The following is a 19,511-nucleotide window of genomic DNA, read 5'->3' on the forward strand; positions in this document are numbered from 1 at the left end:
AGGAGAATTTATGTTAAGAACATTATGGACTGGTAAAACAGGAATGAATGCAAATCAAGACAAGTTAGATGCAATATCAAATAATATAGCAAACTCAACTACTATGGGTTATAAGAAGATAGATGTTGGTTTTAAAGATTTACTTACAGAGTCTTTAGATAGAAATGGAATTCCACTTAATGATAAAGACTCGGTAATTGGTACTGGTACAAGAACTTCAGAGTGGTTTAGAGATAACTCACAAGGTATGCTTCAAGAAACTTTAAGAAGTACTGATTTATCAATAGATGGATTAGGATATTTTAAAATTATTTCAGATAATGGACAAGAAGCATACACGAGAGATGGAGCTTTAGCTATTGATTCTAGAGGTAGGCTTGTAGATAACAGAGGGAATAAATTAGAATTAAATTATTTAAATGGATATTCAGAAGGTAATGTAGTGTTTAATAAAGATAACTTTTTAGTAGATAAAAAAGGACAAGTATACATAAAAGATAAAGGAAACTTTATACAAGTAGCTGAAATTCCAGTATATACAGCAGTAGGAGATAGAGCTTTCTTATCAATAGGAGATAATTTATTTACTCCATCACCAGGAGTAGAAGTTCAAAGAACAACAGATTTTGATATATATCAAGGCTCATTAGAGGGATCAAATGTTGATATTGCAACTGAATTCTCAGAAATGATATTAACACAAAGAGCTTTCGAACTTAGCTCAAGAGGAGTAAAAACCGCAGATGAGATGTGGGGAATGATTAATAATATGAGAGCTAGATAGAAATGAGAAGAATGAAAAAGTGAAAAAATGAAAGAATTAGGTAAATAATTAATGAAGAATTAAAGAATGGGAAATAGTGAAAGAGTTAAGAAAGTAATTCAGCAAAGTTGAATTACAATTGAAAAGTAGTAATAGGTAATTAGTGGATAATACATAATTAATTAAATAAATAAAGAATGAAAAAATGAAATAATTATGGTTATAATTCAGATAAAGTGAATTATTGAATAAAATAAAGGCTGAGATTTTCTCAGCCTTTTTAATTATATTTAGAAATTTCAGCGAAATTTCATCCATAACTTTTTCATTCTTTCATTAATAATTTAGCTAGCTAAATTATAGGGATGATACTGCAGCAGTTATTGGTGGAACTACTTGTTTCTTTCTTGATAGTACTCCATCTAAGAATGCAGTGCTATCTTCTAATTTAACGTTGAATGCTTTTTCTACTATTTCTGGTCTATCTCCAGCAACTAGTATTTGTGATCCTTCGTTGAGTATGTCTGTAAGTAATAACAATACCATATCTAAGTTAGCTTCTTTTGCTTTAGTATTCATATAGGCTAACATTTCATCTTTAAGTGGCATAAATCCTTCGATATCCATTGTATTTACTTGAGCTATACCAACCCTTGTATCTTCAATTCCAAATGGTTTGAAGTCTTGGTTAAAGATTTGTTCTACTGTTTTTCCTTTTAATGAAGTACCAGCTTTAAACATTTCTTTAGCAAATTCTTCTACATTTATTCCAGCTATTTCTGCAAGCTTTAAGCAAATACTCTTGTCTTGAGGAGTACAAGTTGGGCTTCTAAATAGTAATGTATCTGAAATTATTGCCCCACATAAAAGTCCAGCAGCTTGTTTTGAAGGTCTTATTCCGTTTTCAAAGAAGCATTTACCAACAATAGTAGAAGTACTTCCTATAGGTTCACTTCTAAAGTATAATGGACCACTAGTTTGAATATCTGCTACTCTGTGGTGATCTATTATTTCTAGAATTTCTGCTTCTTCAAGTCCATCAACAGATTGACTTCTTTCATTATGGTCAACTTGAATAATTTTCTTTTTATAATTAGAAATTAAATGATATCTTGATACTGTACCAAGAACTTTACCATTTTCAGAAATAACAGGGTAACTTCTATATCTAGTATCTATCATAACCTTCTTTACATCTTCAACTAATTCATCAGTTGAGAATGTTACTAATTTATCTTTAATCATAACATATCCAACAGGAATACTTTGAACTATAAGTCTTGAAGCTGTAAATGAATCATGTGGTGTAGTTATAACACTTATATTAGATTTTGTAGCTTTTTCAATTACTTTATTAGTTGGAGTATGAGATCCAGTTATTATTAATAGAGATATATTAAGATCAAGTAAAGCATCTTGAACTTCTTCTCTATCTCCAACTATAGCTATATCTCCAGCTTCTATATGATCTTTCATGCTTTCTGGCTTCATTGCTGAAACAACTATTTTTCCAGGGAAAGTTTTTCTTTCAGTATTAACATAAATTTCTTTTGCAGATAGTGTATCTACTATATTTTCAAAAGAGGTATTACTTTTAGCTAAAATTCTATTATCCCATATATCCATATAACATGAAGTTAAGTTAGATACAGCTAAAACCCCAAGTAAATGATCATTTTCATCAGCTACAGGAAGAGTTTTTATATTTTTATCTCTCATTATAGTCCATGCAGTTTTTAATGAAATTTCAGGTGACACAGGAGTTATTTTATCAAACTCTAAATCTTCTACTTTTAATTTTACAGTTTTTAATAACTGAGGAGCCTCAACTCCAAAATAATCAAGAATATATTGAGTTTCTTGACTAACATTTCCTAGTCTTACTGGTATTGCAGGTAGTTTGCCTGTCTTATTTTTAAATTCAGCATATGAAAAAGCTGCACATATTGAATCAGAATCTGGATTCTTATGTCCAGTTACATAAATTACATCTTTCAAATTATTACCCTCCTTAGTTAATTTACATATATATGTTTCAATTATAATCTACATAATAAAAAGTATCAGTATATATAAATTAATATACATATTAGAATAAATAGCAAAATTGAACTCATATATAGTATTAAATTTTTTATAAGTTACTGAAATAATAAATCTTATTATCATACTATCAATAACTTAAATGTTTTTATTAAAATGTTAAATCTTTATTGTAACTTATATACATATTCTATATTTATATTTTAAATTTGTAAAGCTATCTATTTAAAGTATGCGTAGAAATTTGTACATTTAAACTTGATAATTCAAGCTTATAAAAATAAAAAATTAAAAAATAATTGGATTAACATAGCAATTATTAAAAAAAATCATATCTTTGATTTTACTAAATATAATATATAGAAACTAATTTAAGGAGGACAACCGGTGATACAAGAACGAGAAATGTCTAGGGGGCTATCTACAAAGGAGGCAGAAAAGAGACAAAGCACGTATGGGTTAAATGAATTATCACACAAGAAGAAAACATCGCCTGTAATAATATTTTTATCTCAATTTAATGATTTCATTGTTTGGGTATTAATAGCTGCAACTATAATATCTGGATTAATGGGTGATACTGCAGATGCTATAACAATACTTATTATAGTTGTTGTAAATGCAGTAATGGGGTTTGTTCAAGAATATAGAACAGAAAAATCCTTAGAAGCATTAAAAGAATTAGCAGCACCAACTTGTAAAGTTATTAGAGATGGAGTATTGAAAGTATTAAATTCAATAGAGGTTACTATAGGTGATTTAGTAATTTTAGAAGCTGGTGATAGAATTCCAGCAGATGGTACATTTGTTGAGGCATCAGGAATAATGATTGATGAATCACTTCTAACTGGAGAATCAGTTGGAGTATCTAAAGATTCAAAAAGAGGAAAAAACCAAGGATTTATGGGAACTACAGTATTAAAAGGGAGGGGTATTTTGCTTGTTGATGGTATTGGAATGAATACTGAAATGGGGAAAATAGCTAATCTTCTAGATAATATTGAAGAAGAAAAATCTCCATTAAGAGAGAGATTAGATTCACTAGGCAAAATATTAGTAGTATTATGTTTAACAATTTGTGCAGTTGTAACAGTGCTTGGAATACTTAGAGGTAATGAAATAGCTGAAATGTTCTTACTTGGAGTTTCATTAGCTGTTGCTGCAATACCAGAAGGGTTAGCAGCTATTGTAACTGTTGCATTAGCACTAGGGGTATCTAGAATGTTAAAGAAAAATGCTCTAGTAAGGAAATTACCTGCAGTAGAAACTTTAGGATGTACGTCTGTAATATGTTCAGATAAAACAGGAACATTAACTCAAAATAAAATGACAGTAAAAGAAATATATATGAATGGGAAAATCTGCGATTTAGATAAGGAACAATTAACTAACCATTCAACTATGATGAAAGCTTTAGTTTATTGTAATGATTGTAATTATGATTTTAATGTTAAAAACATAGAAAAGGCCCTACATGGAGATCCAACTGAAACGGCATTAATAAAAGCTTTCTTTAAAGATGTAAATTTACTTAAAGCTTTTGTATCTAATGCAAAAAGAGTTTATGATATTCCATTTGATTCTTCAAGAAAGATGATGAGTGTTATAGTTAGAGAAGGAACAAAGGAAGTTTGTTATATGAAGGGAGCTCCAGAAAGAGTTATTGAAAGGTGTACCCACATATTGGAAAATGGAACTATAAAGCCTTTAACAGCTCAAAAGAAAAAGCAAGTTGCATCTTATATAGAAGCAATGTCAAATAGAGCTTTAAGATGTATAGCTGCTGCATATAAAGAAACTGGATTAGTAAAAAATGAAAGCTTAGAAAAAGACTTGATATTCTTGGGCGTTGCAGGAAGTATTGATCCACCAAGGCTAGAAGTTAGAGATGCTGTTCTTAAATGTAAACTTGCAGGAATACAACCTGTAATGATAACAGGAGACCATAAAAATACAGCACTTGCAATAGCAAAGTCAATAAATATTTGTAATACAGACGATCAAGCTATGACTGGTGAAGAAATTGAAAAGACTAGTGATGAAGAGCTTATGAAGAAAGTTAAAAATGTAAGAGTATTTGCAAGAGTATCTCCACATCATAAGCTTAGAATAGTAAAAGCCTTTAAAAAGCAAAATAATATTGTTGCAATGACTGGTGATGGTGTTAATGATGCGCCAGCAATAAAGGAAGCAGATATAGGAATTGCTATGGGGATATCTGGTACAGATGTAACCAAAGAAGCAGCTTCAATGGTGTTAATGGATGATAATTTTGCAACTATAGTATCTGCTGTGGAAGAAGGAAGAATAATATATGATAATATAAGAAAATTTATAAGATATTTATTATCTTGTAACTTAGGTGAAGTATTGACTATGTTCTTAGCATCATTATTTTACTTACCTAATCCACTTACTCCAATACAAATATTATTCGTTAACTTAGCAACAGATGGTTTACCTGCAATTGCTCTTGGTGTGGATCCAGCAGATAAAGATATAATGATGCAACAACCTAGAGAAAAAAGCGAAGGAATTTTTGCAAGAGGATTATGGTCAAAGATTGTAGTAAGAGGATGCTTAATTGGAATATGTACTTTACTTTCATTTATGACAGGAAGATTATATGGAATGGATTTAGCTACATGTAGAACACTTGCATTAATAACACTTGTTATGTCACAATTATTACATGTTTTTGAATGTAGATCAGAAAGACATTCTATTTTTGAAATTAAGGTATTTAGTAATCCATATTTAGTTGGAGCTGTAGCTGTTTCAATGCTTATGGTATGTGCAATACTATATGTGCCATTTTTATCAGGTATATTTAACACTGTTCCTTTAAAGCTTGGACAATGGGCAATAGTGTTATTCTACTCAGGAATAATTTTCCTAATAAATAGTGTATATTTATTTATAAGATCAAAAAAATAGTAAATAGATATGATTTTAATTTATTATTTTAATTGAATAAGTAAATAGGTATTTATTATTATGCTATTATTAATTAGCTAGAGTACTAATTAAAGTATGTATATAGAAAAATATGAATTAAAATATAGGGGTGGTTAAAAACTCCTATATTTTTTTGTGAAAAATATGTTTATCACACAGAAACACTTGTATTTAATTTAAGAACATGATAATATATTGGTAAAGGTGATAAACCAAAGCTTGGGGTGATTTTATGAGGTTTATTAGTACCAGAGGAGGAGAATTTGATATATCTTCTTCAAAAGCAATTATAAATGGAATTTCTAGTGATGGTGGGTTATATGTTCCAGAAGAATTTCCTAACTTATATGAAAAGATAAAAAACAAAAAAAGTCTCAAATATGAAGAAATTTCTTTTGAAATTATTAAAGAGTTTTTTACAGATTTTACTTTTGAAGAAATCAAATTTGCAGTAGATAAAGCATATAAAAATCGATTTAAAGTCATAGAGGAAAATGGATTTTTAGAACTATATCATGGGCCAACAGCTGCATTTAAAGATGCAGCGTTATTATTTCTCCCTCAAATAATGAAGTTAGCAAAAGAAAAAGAAAATATAAGTGATGAAATTATTATTTTAGCAGCTACTTCGGGGGATACTGGAAAAGCAGCATTAGAAGGATTTTGTGATGTAGATGGATTTAAAGTACTTGTATATTATCCAAATGATGGGGTAAGTCCAGTACAAAAAATGCAGATGCTAACTCAAAAAGGTGCCAATGTAAAAGTTGTTGGTATTAAAGGTAACTTTGATGAAGCTCAAAGCGGCGTAAAAGAGATATTTGGGGATAATGAGTTTAAAAAAAGAATGCTAAGAAAAGGTGTTAGGATTTCTTCTGCAAACTCAATTAATATCGGAAGGTTAATTCCACAAATAATATATTATTATTATGGATACTTTCAATTAGTAAATAAGCAAAAAATAAAATTAGGGGATAAGATAAATGTTTCAGTTCCAACGGGGAATTTCGGAAATATATTAGCTGCATATTATGCAAAGGAAATGGGGCTTCCTATTGCAAAGTTTATATGTGCATCAAATGAGAATAAAGTCTTATCTGATTTCTTCAATGAAGGAATATATGATAAAAGGAGAGAGCTTATATTAACAGAATCCCCCTCTATGGATATATTAGTTTCATCAAATTTAGAAAGGCTTTTATTCGAAGCTAGTGGACGAGATTCCAAGGAAACAAAAAAATTAATGGATGAATTAAAGCATAAGGGTGTATATAGTATTAGTAAAAAAAGTAAGGAATTTTTAAAAAACTTTTATGGAAATTATGCTAATACAAAAGAAGTATATAAAGCAATAAAGGATTTATATGAAAAAGAGGGCTATTTAATTGATACTCATACAGCAGTGGCTTATGTAGTTTTAAAGAAGTACATTAAGTCTACAGGAGATACAACACCATATTTGATTTCTTCAACGGCGAGTCCATACAAATTTCCAAGAAGCATAACAAATGCTTTAGAAATAGACACTAATGAAGATGATGATTTTGAAGTAATAAAAAGGTTAAATAAATTTTGTGGAATAAATATTCCTACTAATTTAAAAAATCTAGATAAGAAAAAAGTTCTTCACAATAATATTTGTAGTGTTAATGATATGAGGCAAGTTCTTGAGGAATTTGTGGGAGAAAATATATGGTAAGAGTTAGAGTACCGGCAACATCTGCTAATATAGGACCTGGATTTGATTCTTTAGGAATAGCTTTTAACTTATATAATGAATATGAGTTTTCTGAATGTGAAAAAGGAATCCATTTTTATGGATTCAAGAATGAGTTTTGCAATAAAGATAATATAGTATATAAGGCTATGAACACATGTTTTGAGAAATATAATTTTAAACCTAAGGGATTAAATATAAAATTAATTAAAGATGATATACCTATTTCAAGGGGATTAGGGTCAAGTTCTAGCTGCATTGTTGCAGGCTTATTAGGTGCTAATTATGTTATGGGAAATATATTAAGTATAGAAGAACTTTTTAAAATAGGAGTTGATATTGAGGGACATCCAGATAATATAGCTCCAGCCTTTTTTGGTGGTATGGTTGTTTCTGTTATGGAAGGAAAAGAAGTTATTTACAATAAAATAGATATAAAAGAAGGGATTAGTTTTATAGCATTAATTCCAAAATTTGAATTATCAACTTCTGTAGCTAGAAAGGTTTTACCTGTAGAAGTTAAATTTGATGATGCTGTATATAATATTAGTAGAGTATCATTAATGATTTCTAGTTTTACAAGTGGGAAATATGAGTTGTTAAAATATTGTTGTAAAGATGCAATTCATGAAAAATATAGAAGTCCATTGATAAAAGATTATAATTTAGTTTATAATAAATGTATATCACTAGGAGCATTGGGGTGCTTTTTAAGTGGTTCAGGGCCAACAATTATGTCTATAATAAAAAGTGATGATACCAAGATATTTTCGTATATAAAGGATTTCTTGAAAAATGAGAATATTAGTTGGGATGTAAGGAAGCTTTGTGTAGATAGTAATGGGGCAACTATAATTGAAGGTGGTACTAATGAAAGGAAATTTTCTAGTTGTAGATAAAAGGGTTTTGCCAGAGGTTTATGAAAAGGTAGTTGATGCAAAAAGACTACTAAAAGAAGGAAAAGTTAAAGATGTTACTGAAGCAGCTAAAACCGTTAATATTAGTAGAAGTGTATATTACAAATATAAAGAAGCTGTTTTTGAACTTGCAGAAACTGGGCAGGGGCAAAAGGTAACAATTAATATGATGATAAGAGATAATAAAGGAGTACTTTCAGGTATTTTAAATTATATTTCTGAAGAGGGAGGAAGTATAATAACAATCAATCAAGGAATACCTATGAATAAAAGTGCAAACTTAAGTTTAACAATTGATATATCATCACTTGGTGGTGATTTAAAAACTTTACTTGAAGATTTATCAAAGTTAAATGATGTTGAAAAGGTAGAGTTTGTGGCTATGGAATAATTTAAATTAAGCTTAAAGCTTCTTTAGAGAAGTTTTGATATCTTGCAAAGGGCTATTGTAATATGTTATCTTATACAATTACAAAGCCTTTTTTTAATTATTCAAATTTATTGGGTAAATATGTAATATTTATAAACACTATATATACAATATATTATATAGCAGTTTATTAGGAGAATAAATCTTGTTAGAAATACTTTTATCAATTTCAATGGTACTTTTAACAACAACAGTAATACTTATTATAGAATATAAAAAGATGAAAAGTAATAATAAGTGAAAGAAAGGATTATCTCTAAGATATATTAATATTTTAAGAGATAGTCTTTTTACTTGTTTTTTATAAATTAATGATAAAAAATTAAACCTTTATTTATTTTGGGAAATTTGATATAGTAATTTTAAACATGAAGAAAAGATAGGAAACTTTAGTTTATAATTTATTTATAATAAAGTTTATATTTCTTTGCGTAAAAAATAAGGGGATGCTTAAGTTTTATATTGTGAATTTAAGAAATAATAAAAGATAATAATATTATTAGAAGGAGGGATAAAGTTTGGAGATTTATTTTGACAACAGTTCAACAACAAAGCCATATAAAGAAGTTATAGATGAAGTAGTCAATGCAATGGAGGAATATTTCGGAAACCCATCATCTCTCCATAGGATAGGTATAAAATCTGAAAAGAAGCTTGTTGAAGCAAGAGAATTTTTAGGAAAGAGCATAAATGCATCAAAGGACGAGATTTATTTTACATCAGGTGGAAGTGAATCAAATAATTTAATAATAAAAGGCTTAGTAAAGCCTGGGCATCATATTATCACAACTATTTTTGAACATCACTCAGTTTTAATGACATATAAAGAGCTTGAAAAAACCGGAGTTAAAGTTACATATTTAGATGTAGATAAAGATGGAAAGATATCTCTAGATGATTTAAAAGAGGCAATATGTAAAGATACAGTATTAGTTTCTATAATGCATGTCAATAATGAAATGGGAGCAATACAAGATATAAAGAGCATAGGAGAGATTATAAAAGAAAGAAGTTCTAGAGCAAGGCTTCACGTTGATGCAGTTCAATCTTATGGAAAGTTAGACATAGATGTAAAAAAAATGAATATAGATATGTTATCAGTATCTGCGCATAAAATTCATGGACCAAAAGGAATAGGATTTTGTTACATTAAAAAGGGAATAGTTTTAAATTCATTAATAAATGGTGGAAGTCAAGAGGGTGGCTTTAGAGGTGGTACTCAAAATGTACCTGCTATAGTTGGTTTACATAAGGCAGCAGAGATAACTTTTAACCACAAAGAAGAAAATTTTAAATATGTAAGTGGGTTAAAGGAATATATGGTAAAAAGGCTAGAAGAAATAGATAATATACGAATAAATAGTCCTTTAAGTGAAGATTTTACACCATATATATTAAATGTTTCTTTTATTGGAGTAAGAGCTGAGGTGTTACTTCATTTATTAGAAGATAAAGATATTTTTGTAGCTACTGGATCTGCTTGCACATCAAAAACTAGTGCAGTAGCAGGAAGCTATGTAATAAAAGCTTTAGGGTTAAGTAATAAAGAAATAGAAAGTGCCATAAGATTTTCATTTTCAAAGTTTAATACTAAAGAGGAAATAGATAAAGTTATAGATGTTTTAAAAAGTTCATTAACATTTTTAAGGAGAGTAAGAAAATGAATAAATTAATATTAGTAAAATATGCATCAGAGATTTTTTTAAAGGGCTTAAATAGAAATAAGTTTGAAAAAAGATTAAGAGACAATATAAAGAAAAAACTAAAAGGAATTGAGCATACATTAATATCTGATCAAGGTAGATATTTTATTAAGGCAGATGATATAGAAGAAGCTACTGAAAGAGTAAGAAAAGTTTTTGGAGTTGCTGAGGTTTGTATAGTAACAGAAGTTCCAAGAGACATGGAAGCTATTAAAGAAGAAGCATTAAGAAAAGTTAAAGAAGCTAATCCTAAAAACTTTAAGATTGAAACTAATAGAGCAAATAAATTATTTCCAAAAAACTCATTAGAAACATCAAAAGAAGTTGGAGCTTATGTAGTTTATCATATGAATGGATTAGAAGTTAAAGTTAAAAATCCAGAATGCTTAGTAAATGTAGAAATTAGAGAAAATGCATATATATATACAACTAAAGATAAAATAAAAGGTGTAGGTGGATTACCATATGGAATTAATGGTAGCACTATGCTTATGTTATCAGGTGGTATAGATTCTCCAGTTGCTGGATACTTAATGGCTAGAAGGGGTGTAGAATTACATTGTGTATATTATCATAGCCATCCATATACATCAGAAAGAGCTAAAGATAAGGTAAAAGATTTAGCTAAAATATTAGCTACATATACAGAAAGAGTAAATCTTCATATAGTACCATTTACAGAAATACAAATGGCAATAATAAATTGCTGTAGGGAAGATGAATTAACAATAATAATGAGGAGATTTATGATGAGAGTTGCTTGTAGCTTATCTGAAAAATACGGTATTCAATCAGTATCATCAGGGGAAAGTATTGGGCAAGTAGCAAGCCAAACTATGGAAGGATTAATGGTAAGTAATGATTGTGCTGATAGACCAGTATTTAGACCATTAATAGCTATGGACAAAACAGATATAATGGATATAGCAAGAGAAATTGGAACATATGAAACATCAATATTACCATATGAAGATTGTTGTACTATATTTGTTCCAAAACATCCAAAAACAAAACCAAGAGTAGATTTAATAAGAAAATCAGAAGAAGTTTTAAATATTGACGAATTAGTAAATAAAGCTATTGAAGAAACAGAGCTTGTAGTATTTAACTAATATAGCTTTTGAACAGAAGATAAGGAAGTGAAGATAAGGGTGAAGAGAAAAGTATCTTTATTTATAAGTGTATTACTATCAATATTAGTTATTGTAGGATGCACTAATAATAAAGAAGCCTTAAATAGTGAGAAAAGATTAGTTGTTGCAATGTCCGGAACTTATTATCCTTTTACATTTTTAAATGGTGATGAGATAGAAGGATTTGATGTTGATGTATGGAGGGAAATAGGTAATAGATTAGGATATAATATAGAGTTTACAACTGCATCTTTTAGTGGACTGTTTGGACTATTAGATACTAATAAAGCTAATACTATTTCAAATCAAATTACTATTACAGAAGAGAGAAAAGAAAAATATTTATTTAGTGATCCATATGTTTATAGTGGAGCGCAAATAATTGTACAAGAAGGAAATACAAAATCAATTAATAGTTTTGAAGATTTAAAAGGAAAAAAAGTAGGGGTTGATCTTGGTAGTAACTACGAGCAAATAATAAGAGATAAGGATGTAAATAATGAAGTTTCTGTTGTAACATATCAAAATACAGATGCTGCCTTTACAGATTTATTACTTGGTAGAATTGATGGAGTAGTTATAGATAAGATTTCTGCAATAGTTACAATAAATGAAAAGAACTTAGAATTAGAGTTAGCAGGGGAGCCAATAGAACCTGTTGAAAATGCATTCCCATTTATAAAGGGTTCAGAAAATGAAACACTAGTAGCAGAAGTAAATAAAGCTTTAAATGATATGAAAGAAGATGGAACATTTGCTGAAATATCTAATAAATGGCTTAAAACAGATGTAACAGGATCAAATACTAACTATATAAAATCATTATTTATAAGTATAATAAGTGGTTTAAAAACTACATTAAGTTTATCAATAATATCTATGATAATTGCTTTAGTAATTGGAGTGATAATAGCTCTAATTAGAATTAATAATATAAAGATATTAAAGCAATTAGTAGAAGTTTATATATCATTTTTAAGGGGAACACCACTTTTAGTTCAGTTATTTTTACTTTACTTTGGATTACCCCAAATAATACCACAATTGAAGGGGATTACAGCTTATACAGCTGCAGTTATAGGATTAGCATTAAATGCTTCAGCTTATATTGCAGAATCATTAAGAGGTGCATTTGATGCTATAGATAAAGGACAAATGGAAGCTGCTTTATCAGTAGGGATGACTAAGATGCAAGGAATGAAGCGTATAGTTATGCCGCAAATGTTTAGAGTTGCAGTACCTTCCCTTGGAAATGTATTTGTAGATAATATCAAAGGGTCTTCTTTAGCATTTACATTAGGAGTAACAGAAGCATTAGCTAGAGCACAAATGAGTGCAGCAGCAAGCTATAGATTTTTTGAAAGTTATATAGCTGTTGCAATAGTTTATTGGTCAACAATTAGTGTTTATAATGTTATACAAAAATCAATAGAAAATAAGCTATCTGTTTACTAAGAGGTGTCAAAGATGATTAAAATAAATAATTTAAAAAAGAAATTTGGAAATGATGAAATACTAAAAGGAATAAATTTAGAACTGAAAAAAGGTGAAGTAGTAGTAATGATTGGACCATCTGGGTCAGGAAAATCAACTTTTTTAAGATGTTTAAATTATTTAGAAGTACCTACTTCAGGACAAATTCAAATTGGAGATTTAAAGGTAGAAGTTGATAAAGTTTCCAAAAAGGATATTCATAATTTAAGATCTAAATCAGCAATGGTTTTTCAAAACTATAATTTATTTAATAATAAAACTGTTATTGAAAATGTAACAGAAGCATTAATTGTAGTTAAGAAAATAGATAAAAAAGAAGCAAATGATATAGCAAGTAAAGCACTAAAAAAAGTTGGACTATTAGAAAAAAAAGATGTTTATCCTAAAACTCTATCTGGAGGACAAAAGCAAAGAGTTAGTATAGCAAGAGCAATAGCAATTAATCCAGAAGTAATATTATTTGATGAACCAACTTCAGCTTTAGATCCAGAATTAGTTTCAGAGGTTTTAGCAGTAATTAAAGATCTAGCAAAAGAGCATATGACTATGATAATAGTAACTCATGAAATGAGATTTGCAAAAGATGTTGGAGATAGAATAGTATTTATGGAAAATGGAGTTATCGTAGAAGAAGGAACTCCAGAAGACATATTTACAAAGCCTAAAAAAGATAGAACTAGAGAATTTTTAAGATTAATAGAAGAAAAATAGATAATAAAAACAGCCTAAATTTTTAGGCTGTTTTTATTATCTTGCTCTCATTCTTGTTGCTTGTTGTCTTGCTTTTTTAATTTGATTGTGATCAAATGGATGTAAGTCTTTTTTAGTAGTTAGATTAGCTATATTTGAAATAGTAATAACTTCTGAATCAGCCTTACCTTTTTCACCTTCAATTCCCATAACGATTACTTTATGACCTTGTTTAACATCAATAAAAGTTGGCTTTTTAAACCATTTTCTAGCCTTATATTGAGTTTTAACTACACCTTTACCCATATCTGGTTTAATTAAAATATGAGCTGTTAATTTTCTTATTATACCTAGTATGTTTTTTTCTTCAATTTTTACAGATAAAACGGTACCAGCAGTGCTAGTCATTCTATCCCCGTATTTTTCCATATATGCATCTGTAAAATATTTACTCATTTTATCTTTGAAACCCATAATTAAAACTCCTTTATATTTAAGAAATATTGTCATAATCAAATAATTATAATAACAAGGTCATTATAACATAATTCTATTATTAATTAAATAAAAAATTAAATTAATTATTTACTCATTTCCCTTTCATATAAGTTAGTTAAAATTTTTATATGAAGTTCTTCATCTAATATTATTCTATTAAGGATTGCAATTATGTTTTCATCGTCGATTAAATTAGCTGTTTTCCTATATTGCCTTATAGCTTCTTCTTCATTTTTTATATCCTCCAAAAGCATTTCTTTTATTGAATTGCAAGTACATATAAATTTAGAAGTCCAGTTTAATTTTTTATCTTTTTTATTTATAGAAAAGTCTGGATTTTCACCTAGAGCCACAATGAGTTCTCCTAGAATTTCTAAGTGATGCATTTCAACCTCTGCTATTTTCTTTAAGATATTTCCTATTGCATTCTTGACAACTAGTCCTTGATAAGTATATTGTGATACAGCTGTTAATTCAGAAATAGTTCCAGCATAACTTTTTTTTATTAAATTAGCATAAGTAGGATTTTTTTCTGCAATTTCTATTTTAGGGTAAGGCAATCCTAATGAGTAATTTTCATGTAAGTCTATAAAGTCACTTTTCATAATATCTCCTTTAAATTATTATTTATTATAGTATACGAAAATAATTTGTATGGTGATATTAAAAGAACTAAATCCTTTAAGCGTAAATATTAGGATGAAATTTTGATAATACAATAAAATATATATATTATCTATTCAATATTATTTCTAGTTTTAAATATCTAGAATATTGATTAAAACATGTATATAATAAAATAATAATTATCTTTACAAAAATATATAGGAGGAGAAATATGAATATAATATTTAGTGAAAGTACAAAAAAGGCATTATTAGATGAAATAGAAAAAAGTAGCTATAATCATATAAGAGTAAAGGTAGTGGGTGTTGGGTGTGGAAAACCAGCTTATGATTTATTTGCAGATTTTATTTCAGATGAAGATTTTGAAGTAATTATAAATGAAGTGAAATTTACTATAGCTAAGAAAGATGAAAAATTATGTAATGATATTGAAATAAAATATGATAAAGAAATTTATAATAAAGGATTTTATGTTAGAAGTTTATAAAGTTTTATGCAATACTAAACTAATATTACACATTACTTTATGAACAATAATTGATAATTATAAAATAGAATTTACTTATAAAAAGAAAGATGAATGAATTTAAAAAATTCATTCATCTTTTTTCATAATACTAAGAGGACACTAATTAATGCATCCATTATTAGTATTGACAATAACACAATTATTATACGAATTATTTAGTTTATTGATATAAAATATCTAGATAAATCTATTTTATATTCTAATAGCATTTCAATTATTGTATCCCTAAAATCATTTTGAGGTGATTTTTTAGTATTAAGATTTGGAACTGTTATGTTTGAATATAGTAGATTCTTTGAGTCCTTATAATTTTTTATAAGTATGTCTGCAGTTTTTATAACCATATCATTCCAATCGTCTACTTTTACTTTTGAGTTATCTAATTTAAAGTATAAAGGATTTTTATCAGTGAAATCGCTACATATTTCTAAAAAATAATTATTAATTTCATCATCTAAGGGGAGAGAATCCTCGCTTCCATTTTCATTTTCAGGTGTAGAGTCAAACTTTTGACTATTATTTAAGTTATTCATCCATTGTATATATTTTTCTATATCAATGCTGATTTCATGAAGTCTTATTGAGGTTTCTCTATATTTTCTACTTAATGTGAAGTTTCTTTCACTTTTTATTATTGCACTAGAGACATCTTCAATATAATCTATGGATTTCTCTAATGTATTTTTTAAGTTTGTAAGAGAGTTACCTATTTCCTTAGATGTATCAGGAAATTCTTTGGATATAAACTCTATTACTTCTGTATCTATTATTGGGTAATCATCTCTTTTTTTTGGAACAGTAGTTTCTTCAATAACCTCATCAGTTGATGATTTTAATAGTGAAAATTTCTTGCTAGCCATATTTATTCCTTTCAAATTTATTGTTACATAGAATTATATTAATAGGTATAGCCAATATATAACTAAATGAGTAAAATAATAAATCTATATTGGGTAAACAATACTAGAAGTTAAACATATTATGTATTATCTAACTTTGTGATAAAAGGAGAAAATACAAATGAAAATATGTTTAACAAGAGTACAAAACAATGGCTGTATAGGCAATGAGTATAATCTAACAATTTGCGCAGATGAATGTATAGGAAGAGAGCTTAGGCGAAATTTACCAAGATGCATCTGTGGGGATGGAATAAAGATAAATATTATCATTATTAATTGTGATAGAATTTTACCAGCTCCAGCTCTTCCATGTAATGATTTATTAGCAATTTCTACTCCAATTAGAGTAATAAGAAGAAATCCGTGCTGTAATAATAATTCTATTAATAATTTTAATAATAATCTAAATGATTTTAGTAATAATTTTAATTTAGAAGGCTTAAACGGTAGGGATTCAAGTATCAACAATTTTAACATTAACGATTTTAATATCGATGACCTTAATATTAATGATATAGGTAGTATAAGCTGTGACAATAGATTAATTAATAACGATTTTACTTTAGGATTAGAAAATGCAAATAAAAATTGTTGCTTTAGAGAATCTTCTGAACCTCAAGAATTTGTAATTATAGTAAGATCTTTTAAGCCATGGTTATCAAAATTCTTCTGTAAATTTCCACAAATGTTTTTAAAGGATTGTGAAAATACTATAAAATTAACTATCATATTTGATAGAAAGGGTAGTGTGCTTCAAGAGCAATGCTGTAATAATTGTTGCGGAGGCTGCGGTGGCTTTGGTTGTGGTGGATTCGGCTGTGGCGGATTCGGTTGTGGTGGTTGCGGATGTGACTGCTGGTTTGGATTAACAGCTCTTGCATTACTATTCTGTTGTTGTTAATTTATAAAATAAACAAATGACAAATGTTAAGAGCCAAGATAAGATGAAGTCTTACCTTGGCTTCTTTATTGTAAGTTTTATAAATTGTTATAATTTTGTTATGAAACTGACACAGTTTTTATAGTATAATATTATTGGGGAAATTAATATGCTTAAAGTAAAGTGAGGGAGTATTGGATATGGAGAAACTTCTCAAAGACAGAATTAATCTGACCATTGAGAACTATAGAAATGCAAAAGAAGATCTTAGAAATGATGGAGATTTAATAAACCATTTTGCATCTTTAGTTTTTACCCATTATGAAAAAGAAATTCCATTTGAAAAAGTAAAAGAAATTAGAAAATATATAAAAGCAACGTCATCAAGGGTTTCACCTTTTAGAGGGGACATGCTTTATATTTTATCTTTATTGATTGCAATAGAAGAAGGAAATGAAAATAAAATAATTGATGATATATATGAAATAATGGATGTTTTAAAATTTCAAGGGTTTAATGAATGCGATTATTTAGTGTTAACTTCATTTGTTATAGCTAAATATGGACATAATAAAGATAAGCATAAAATAGCTAATAAAATGAAAGACGTATATATATTATTAAAAGAAAAATATTATAATATAACAGGCGAAGATGATTATTTAGTTTGTGCTTTATGGGCTTTAAATGATATAGACATTGATACAATTGATGAGTTTATAGAAACTATTTATACTCATATGACAGATTTAAATATCAAGTCAAAAAATAGTATTCAAGGATTAACAAATGCCATTATGTTAAATGGATCTTCCGGGCATATGTATAAAACAATAGAATTTATGCTACAATTAGAAAAAAGAGGTATAAAATTAGCACAGCAATTTTTACCTTTATTAGGAGTACTGTCTAATAATGATATGAGAAAAAGTGTTGATTTAATTGAAGATGTAGTAGATATGCTTTGTGATGAAGAAAGTGAATATGAATATTATATGGATAAGGGATTTAGAACTATTATTGCAATATCAATAATTTCATTTACAACTATATCTGAAAAAAGAAATTATGTAGATGAATTATTAGCACAAGGAGTATATTGTTTTATTAAATCAAAAAATAAAGGAATGTTTGCAGAAGCCTTAGCTTAAAAGGAGAAATTATGGAAAGGGTAATTTTGCATGTCGATATGGATGCTTTTTTTGCATCAGTTGAACAACTAGATAATAAAAATTTAAGGGGAAAGCCAGTTATAGTTGGAGGCGTTAGTGAAAGAGGAGTAGTATCAACATGTTCATATGAAGCTAGGAAATATGGAGTACATTCTGCAATGCCAATTTTTATGGCACAAAAGTTATGTCCACATGGAATATATTTAAGAACTAGGATGTTTAGATACAAAGAGGTTTCAAATCAAGTTTTTGATATTTTAAAGGACGTTACTTCAATTATACAGCCTATTTCAATAGATGAGGCTTATTTAGACATAACGCATAGCAACTTTAAAAGTGGGATGGAAGCAGCAAGGTATATAAAAAATAGAGTTCTTAAAGAAATTGGATTAACTATTTCAGTAGGTATATCTTATAATAAATTTTTAGCAAAATTAGCTTCAGATTGGAATAAACCTAATGGAATAAAAATAATTACAAAAGAAATGATTCCACATATTTTATTACCATTTCCAGTATCAAGAATACATGGAGTTGGAAAAAAATCAGTTGAAAAACTAAATAATATAGGGATATTTACTGTTAAGGATTTATATGAAATGCCAAAGAGTTTTTATATAGAATACCTGGGAAAGTATGGCTTAGAAATTTATGATAGAATACGTGGGATTGACAATAGGGAAGTGGAAGTTGAAAGAGATCGGAAATCCTATGGAAAAGAAAGAACCTTAAAAAGTGATACTCATGATAAAGAAGAATTAATGCTTTATTTAAAGGATTTTTCTAATGAAATAAGTGGATACCTTATAAGGGGTAATTTAGAAGGAAAAACAATTACAGTAAAATATAAAACAAGTGACTTCCAAAATCATACAAGAAGCAAAACATTAAATTATTATACTAATAATTTTGAGGATATATATAGGACTTGTGAGGAAATACTAGATAATGAAGAAATAAATGAAGAAGTTAGATTAATAGGAGTTACAGTTTCATCATTTAAAGAAAACAAGGTGGAACAATTACGTTTATTCTAAATTAAATTTTATAAAAAA

General features: G+C 27.9%; 17 protein-coding genes. 13 read left to right on the forward strand and 4 right to left on the reverse strand.

What is annotated here, in order from left to right; all coding sequences use genetic code 11:
- The first annotated feature begins 10 nt into the window (after window positions 1-10).
- A complete protein-coding gene (locus CSBG_RS06470) occupies window positions 11-784 on the forward strand; it encodes a flagellar hook-basal body complex protein (RefSeq protein ID WP_008678092.1) in 774 nt (257 codons plus the stop codon).
- A 336-nt stretch (window positions 785-1,120) separates the two neighbouring features.
- Here CSBG_RS06470 and CSBG_RS06475 read toward each other — a convergent pair whose 3' ends face one another.
- Window positions 1,121-2,761 (reverse strand): putative manganese-dependent inorganic diphosphatase, encoded by a 1,641-nt coding sequence (locus CSBG_RS06475; protein ID WP_008678094.1) that lies wholly within the window; start codon window positions 2,759-2,761, stop codon window positions 1,121-1,123.
- A gap of 432 nt (window positions 2,762-3,193) precedes the next feature.
- On the opposite strand from CSBG_RS06475, the gene CSBG_RS06480 reads away from it, so the two are divergent.
- The 8 genes from CSBG_RS06480 (at window position 3,194) to CSBG_RS06515 (ending at window position 13,869) form a co-directional block, all read left to right on the forward strand.
- Window positions 3,194-5,743, forward strand: coding sequence for a calcium-translocating P-type ATPase, SERCA-type (locus CSBG_RS06480; RefSeq protein WP_008678095.1), 2,550 nt, complete (start codon window positions 3,194-3,196; stop codon window positions 5,741-5,743).
- 253 nt (window positions 5,744-5,996) lie between these two features.
- Window positions 5,997-7,463 (forward strand): threonine synthase, encoded by a 1,467-nt coding sequence (gene thrC, locus CSBG_RS06485; RefSeq protein WP_008678098.1) that lies wholly within the window; start codon window positions 5,997-5,999, stop codon window positions 7,461-7,463.
- Window positions 7,457-8,380: a homoserine kinase gene (gene thrB / locus CSBG_RS06490; protein ID WP_008678100.1), complete on the forward strand. Its 924-nt coding sequence runs from the start codon at window positions 7,457-7,459 to the stop codon at window positions 8,378-8,380. The genes thrC and thrB overlap by 7 nt, the downstream gene beginning before the upstream one ends.
- Entirely contained in the window at window positions 8,352-8,789 is a 438-nt protein-coding gene (locus tag CSBG_RS06495; RefSeq protein WP_008678102.1) for an ACT domain-containing protein, read from the forward strand. The genes thrB and CSBG_RS06495 overlap by 29 nt, the downstream gene beginning before the upstream one ends.
- A gap of 557 nt (window positions 8,790-9,346) precedes the next feature.
- On the forward strand, window positions 9,347-10,492 hold the full coding sequence (locus CSBG_RS06500) for a cysteine desulfurase family protein (protein WP_008678103.1): 1,146 nt from the start codon (window positions 9,347-9,349) through the stop codon (window positions 10,490-10,492).
- The gene (gene thiI, locus CSBG_RS06505) at window positions 10,489-11,643 is read left to right on the forward strand and encodes a tRNA uracil 4-sulfurtransferase ThiI (RefSeq protein WP_008678105.1); all 1,155 of its coding nucleotides are present in this window, start codon (window positions 10,489-10,491) and stop codon (window positions 11,641-11,643) included. Before CSBG_RS06500 ends, thiI begins: the two co-directional genes overlap by 4 nt.
- A 39-nt stretch (window positions 11,644-11,682) precedes the next feature.
- The gene (locus tag CSBG_RS06510) at window positions 11,683-13,119 is read left to right on the forward strand and encodes an ABC transporter permease subunit (RefSeq protein ID WP_008678108.1); all 1,437 of its coding nucleotides are present in this window, start codon (window positions 11,683-11,685) and stop codon (window positions 13,117-13,119) included.
- A 12-nt stretch (window positions 13,120-13,131) separates the two neighbouring features.
- Complete coding sequence (locus CSBG_RS06515; protein ID WP_008678110.1) at window positions 13,132-13,869, forward strand: amino acid ABC transporter ATP-binding protein; 738 nt, start codon at window positions 13,132-13,134, stop codon at window positions 13,867-13,869.
- 36 nt (window positions 13,870-13,905) lie between these two features.
- Here the strand turns inward: CSBG_RS06515 and CSBG_RS06520 are convergent, their stop codons facing one another.
- Together CSBG_RS06520 and CSBG_RS06525 are read right to left on the reverse strand one after the other, a co-directional pair.
- On the reverse strand, window positions 13,906-14,322 hold the full coding sequence (locus CSBG_RS06520) for a hypothetical protein (protein ID WP_008678112.1): 417 nt from the start codon (window positions 14,320-14,322) through the stop codon (window positions 13,906-13,908).
- Window positions 14,323-14,429: 107 nt separating this feature from the next.
- The gene (locus CSBG_RS06525; protein WP_008678114.1) at window positions 14,430-14,951 is read right to left on the reverse strand and encodes a manganese catalase family protein; all 522 of its coding nucleotides are present in this window, start codon (window positions 14,949-14,951) and stop codon (window positions 14,430-14,432) included.
- 233 nt (window positions 14,952-15,184) lie between these two features.
- Between CSBG_RS06525 and CSBG_RS06530 the strand changes: the two genes are divergently transcribed.
- Complete coding sequence (locus tag CSBG_RS06530) at window positions 15,185-15,460, forward strand: hypothetical protein (RefSeq protein WP_008678116.1); 276 nt, start codon at window positions 15,185-15,187, stop codon at window positions 15,458-15,460.
- 197 nt (window positions 15,461-15,657) lie between these two features.
- Here the strand turns inward: CSBG_RS06530 and CSBG_RS06535 are convergent, their stop codons facing one another.
- The gene (locus CSBG_RS06535; RefSeq protein ID WP_008678118.1) at window positions 15,658-16,362 is read right to left on the reverse strand and encodes a hypothetical protein; all 705 of its coding nucleotides are present in this window, start codon (window positions 16,360-16,362) and stop codon (window positions 15,658-15,660) included.
- Between the two features lie 160 nt (window positions 16,363-16,522).
- On the opposite strand from CSBG_RS06535, the gene CSBG_RS06540 reads away from it, so the two are divergent.
- The 3 genes from CSBG_RS06540 to CSBG_RS06550 all read left to right on the forward strand — a co-directional run bounded on the left by CSBG_RS06540 (window position 16,523) and on the right by CSBG_RS06550 (window position 19,493).
- Entirely contained in the window at window positions 16,523-17,305 is a 783-nt protein-coding gene (locus tag CSBG_RS06540) for a hypothetical protein (RefSeq protein WP_008678119.1), read from the forward strand.
- A 179-nt stretch (window positions 17,306-17,484) separates the two neighbouring features.
- Window positions 17,485-18,435, forward strand: coding sequence for a DUF4003 family protein (locus CSBG_RS06545; protein ID WP_008678121.1), 951 nt, complete (start codon window positions 17,485-17,487; stop codon window positions 18,433-18,435).
- A gap of 11 nt (window positions 18,436-18,446) precedes the next feature.
- Complete coding sequence (locus CSBG_RS06550; RefSeq protein ID WP_008678124.1) at window positions 18,447-19,493, forward strand: DNA polymerase IV; 1,047 nt, start codon at window positions 18,447-18,449, stop codon at window positions 19,491-19,493.
- Window positions 19,494-19,511 lie beyond the last annotated feature (18 nt).

Origin of the sequence: Clostridium sp. 7_2_43FAA, assembly GCF_000158375.2 — a bacterium.
Taxonomy (GTDB): Bacteria; Bacillota; Clostridia; order Clostridiales; family Clostridiaceae; genus Clostridium; species Clostridium tertium.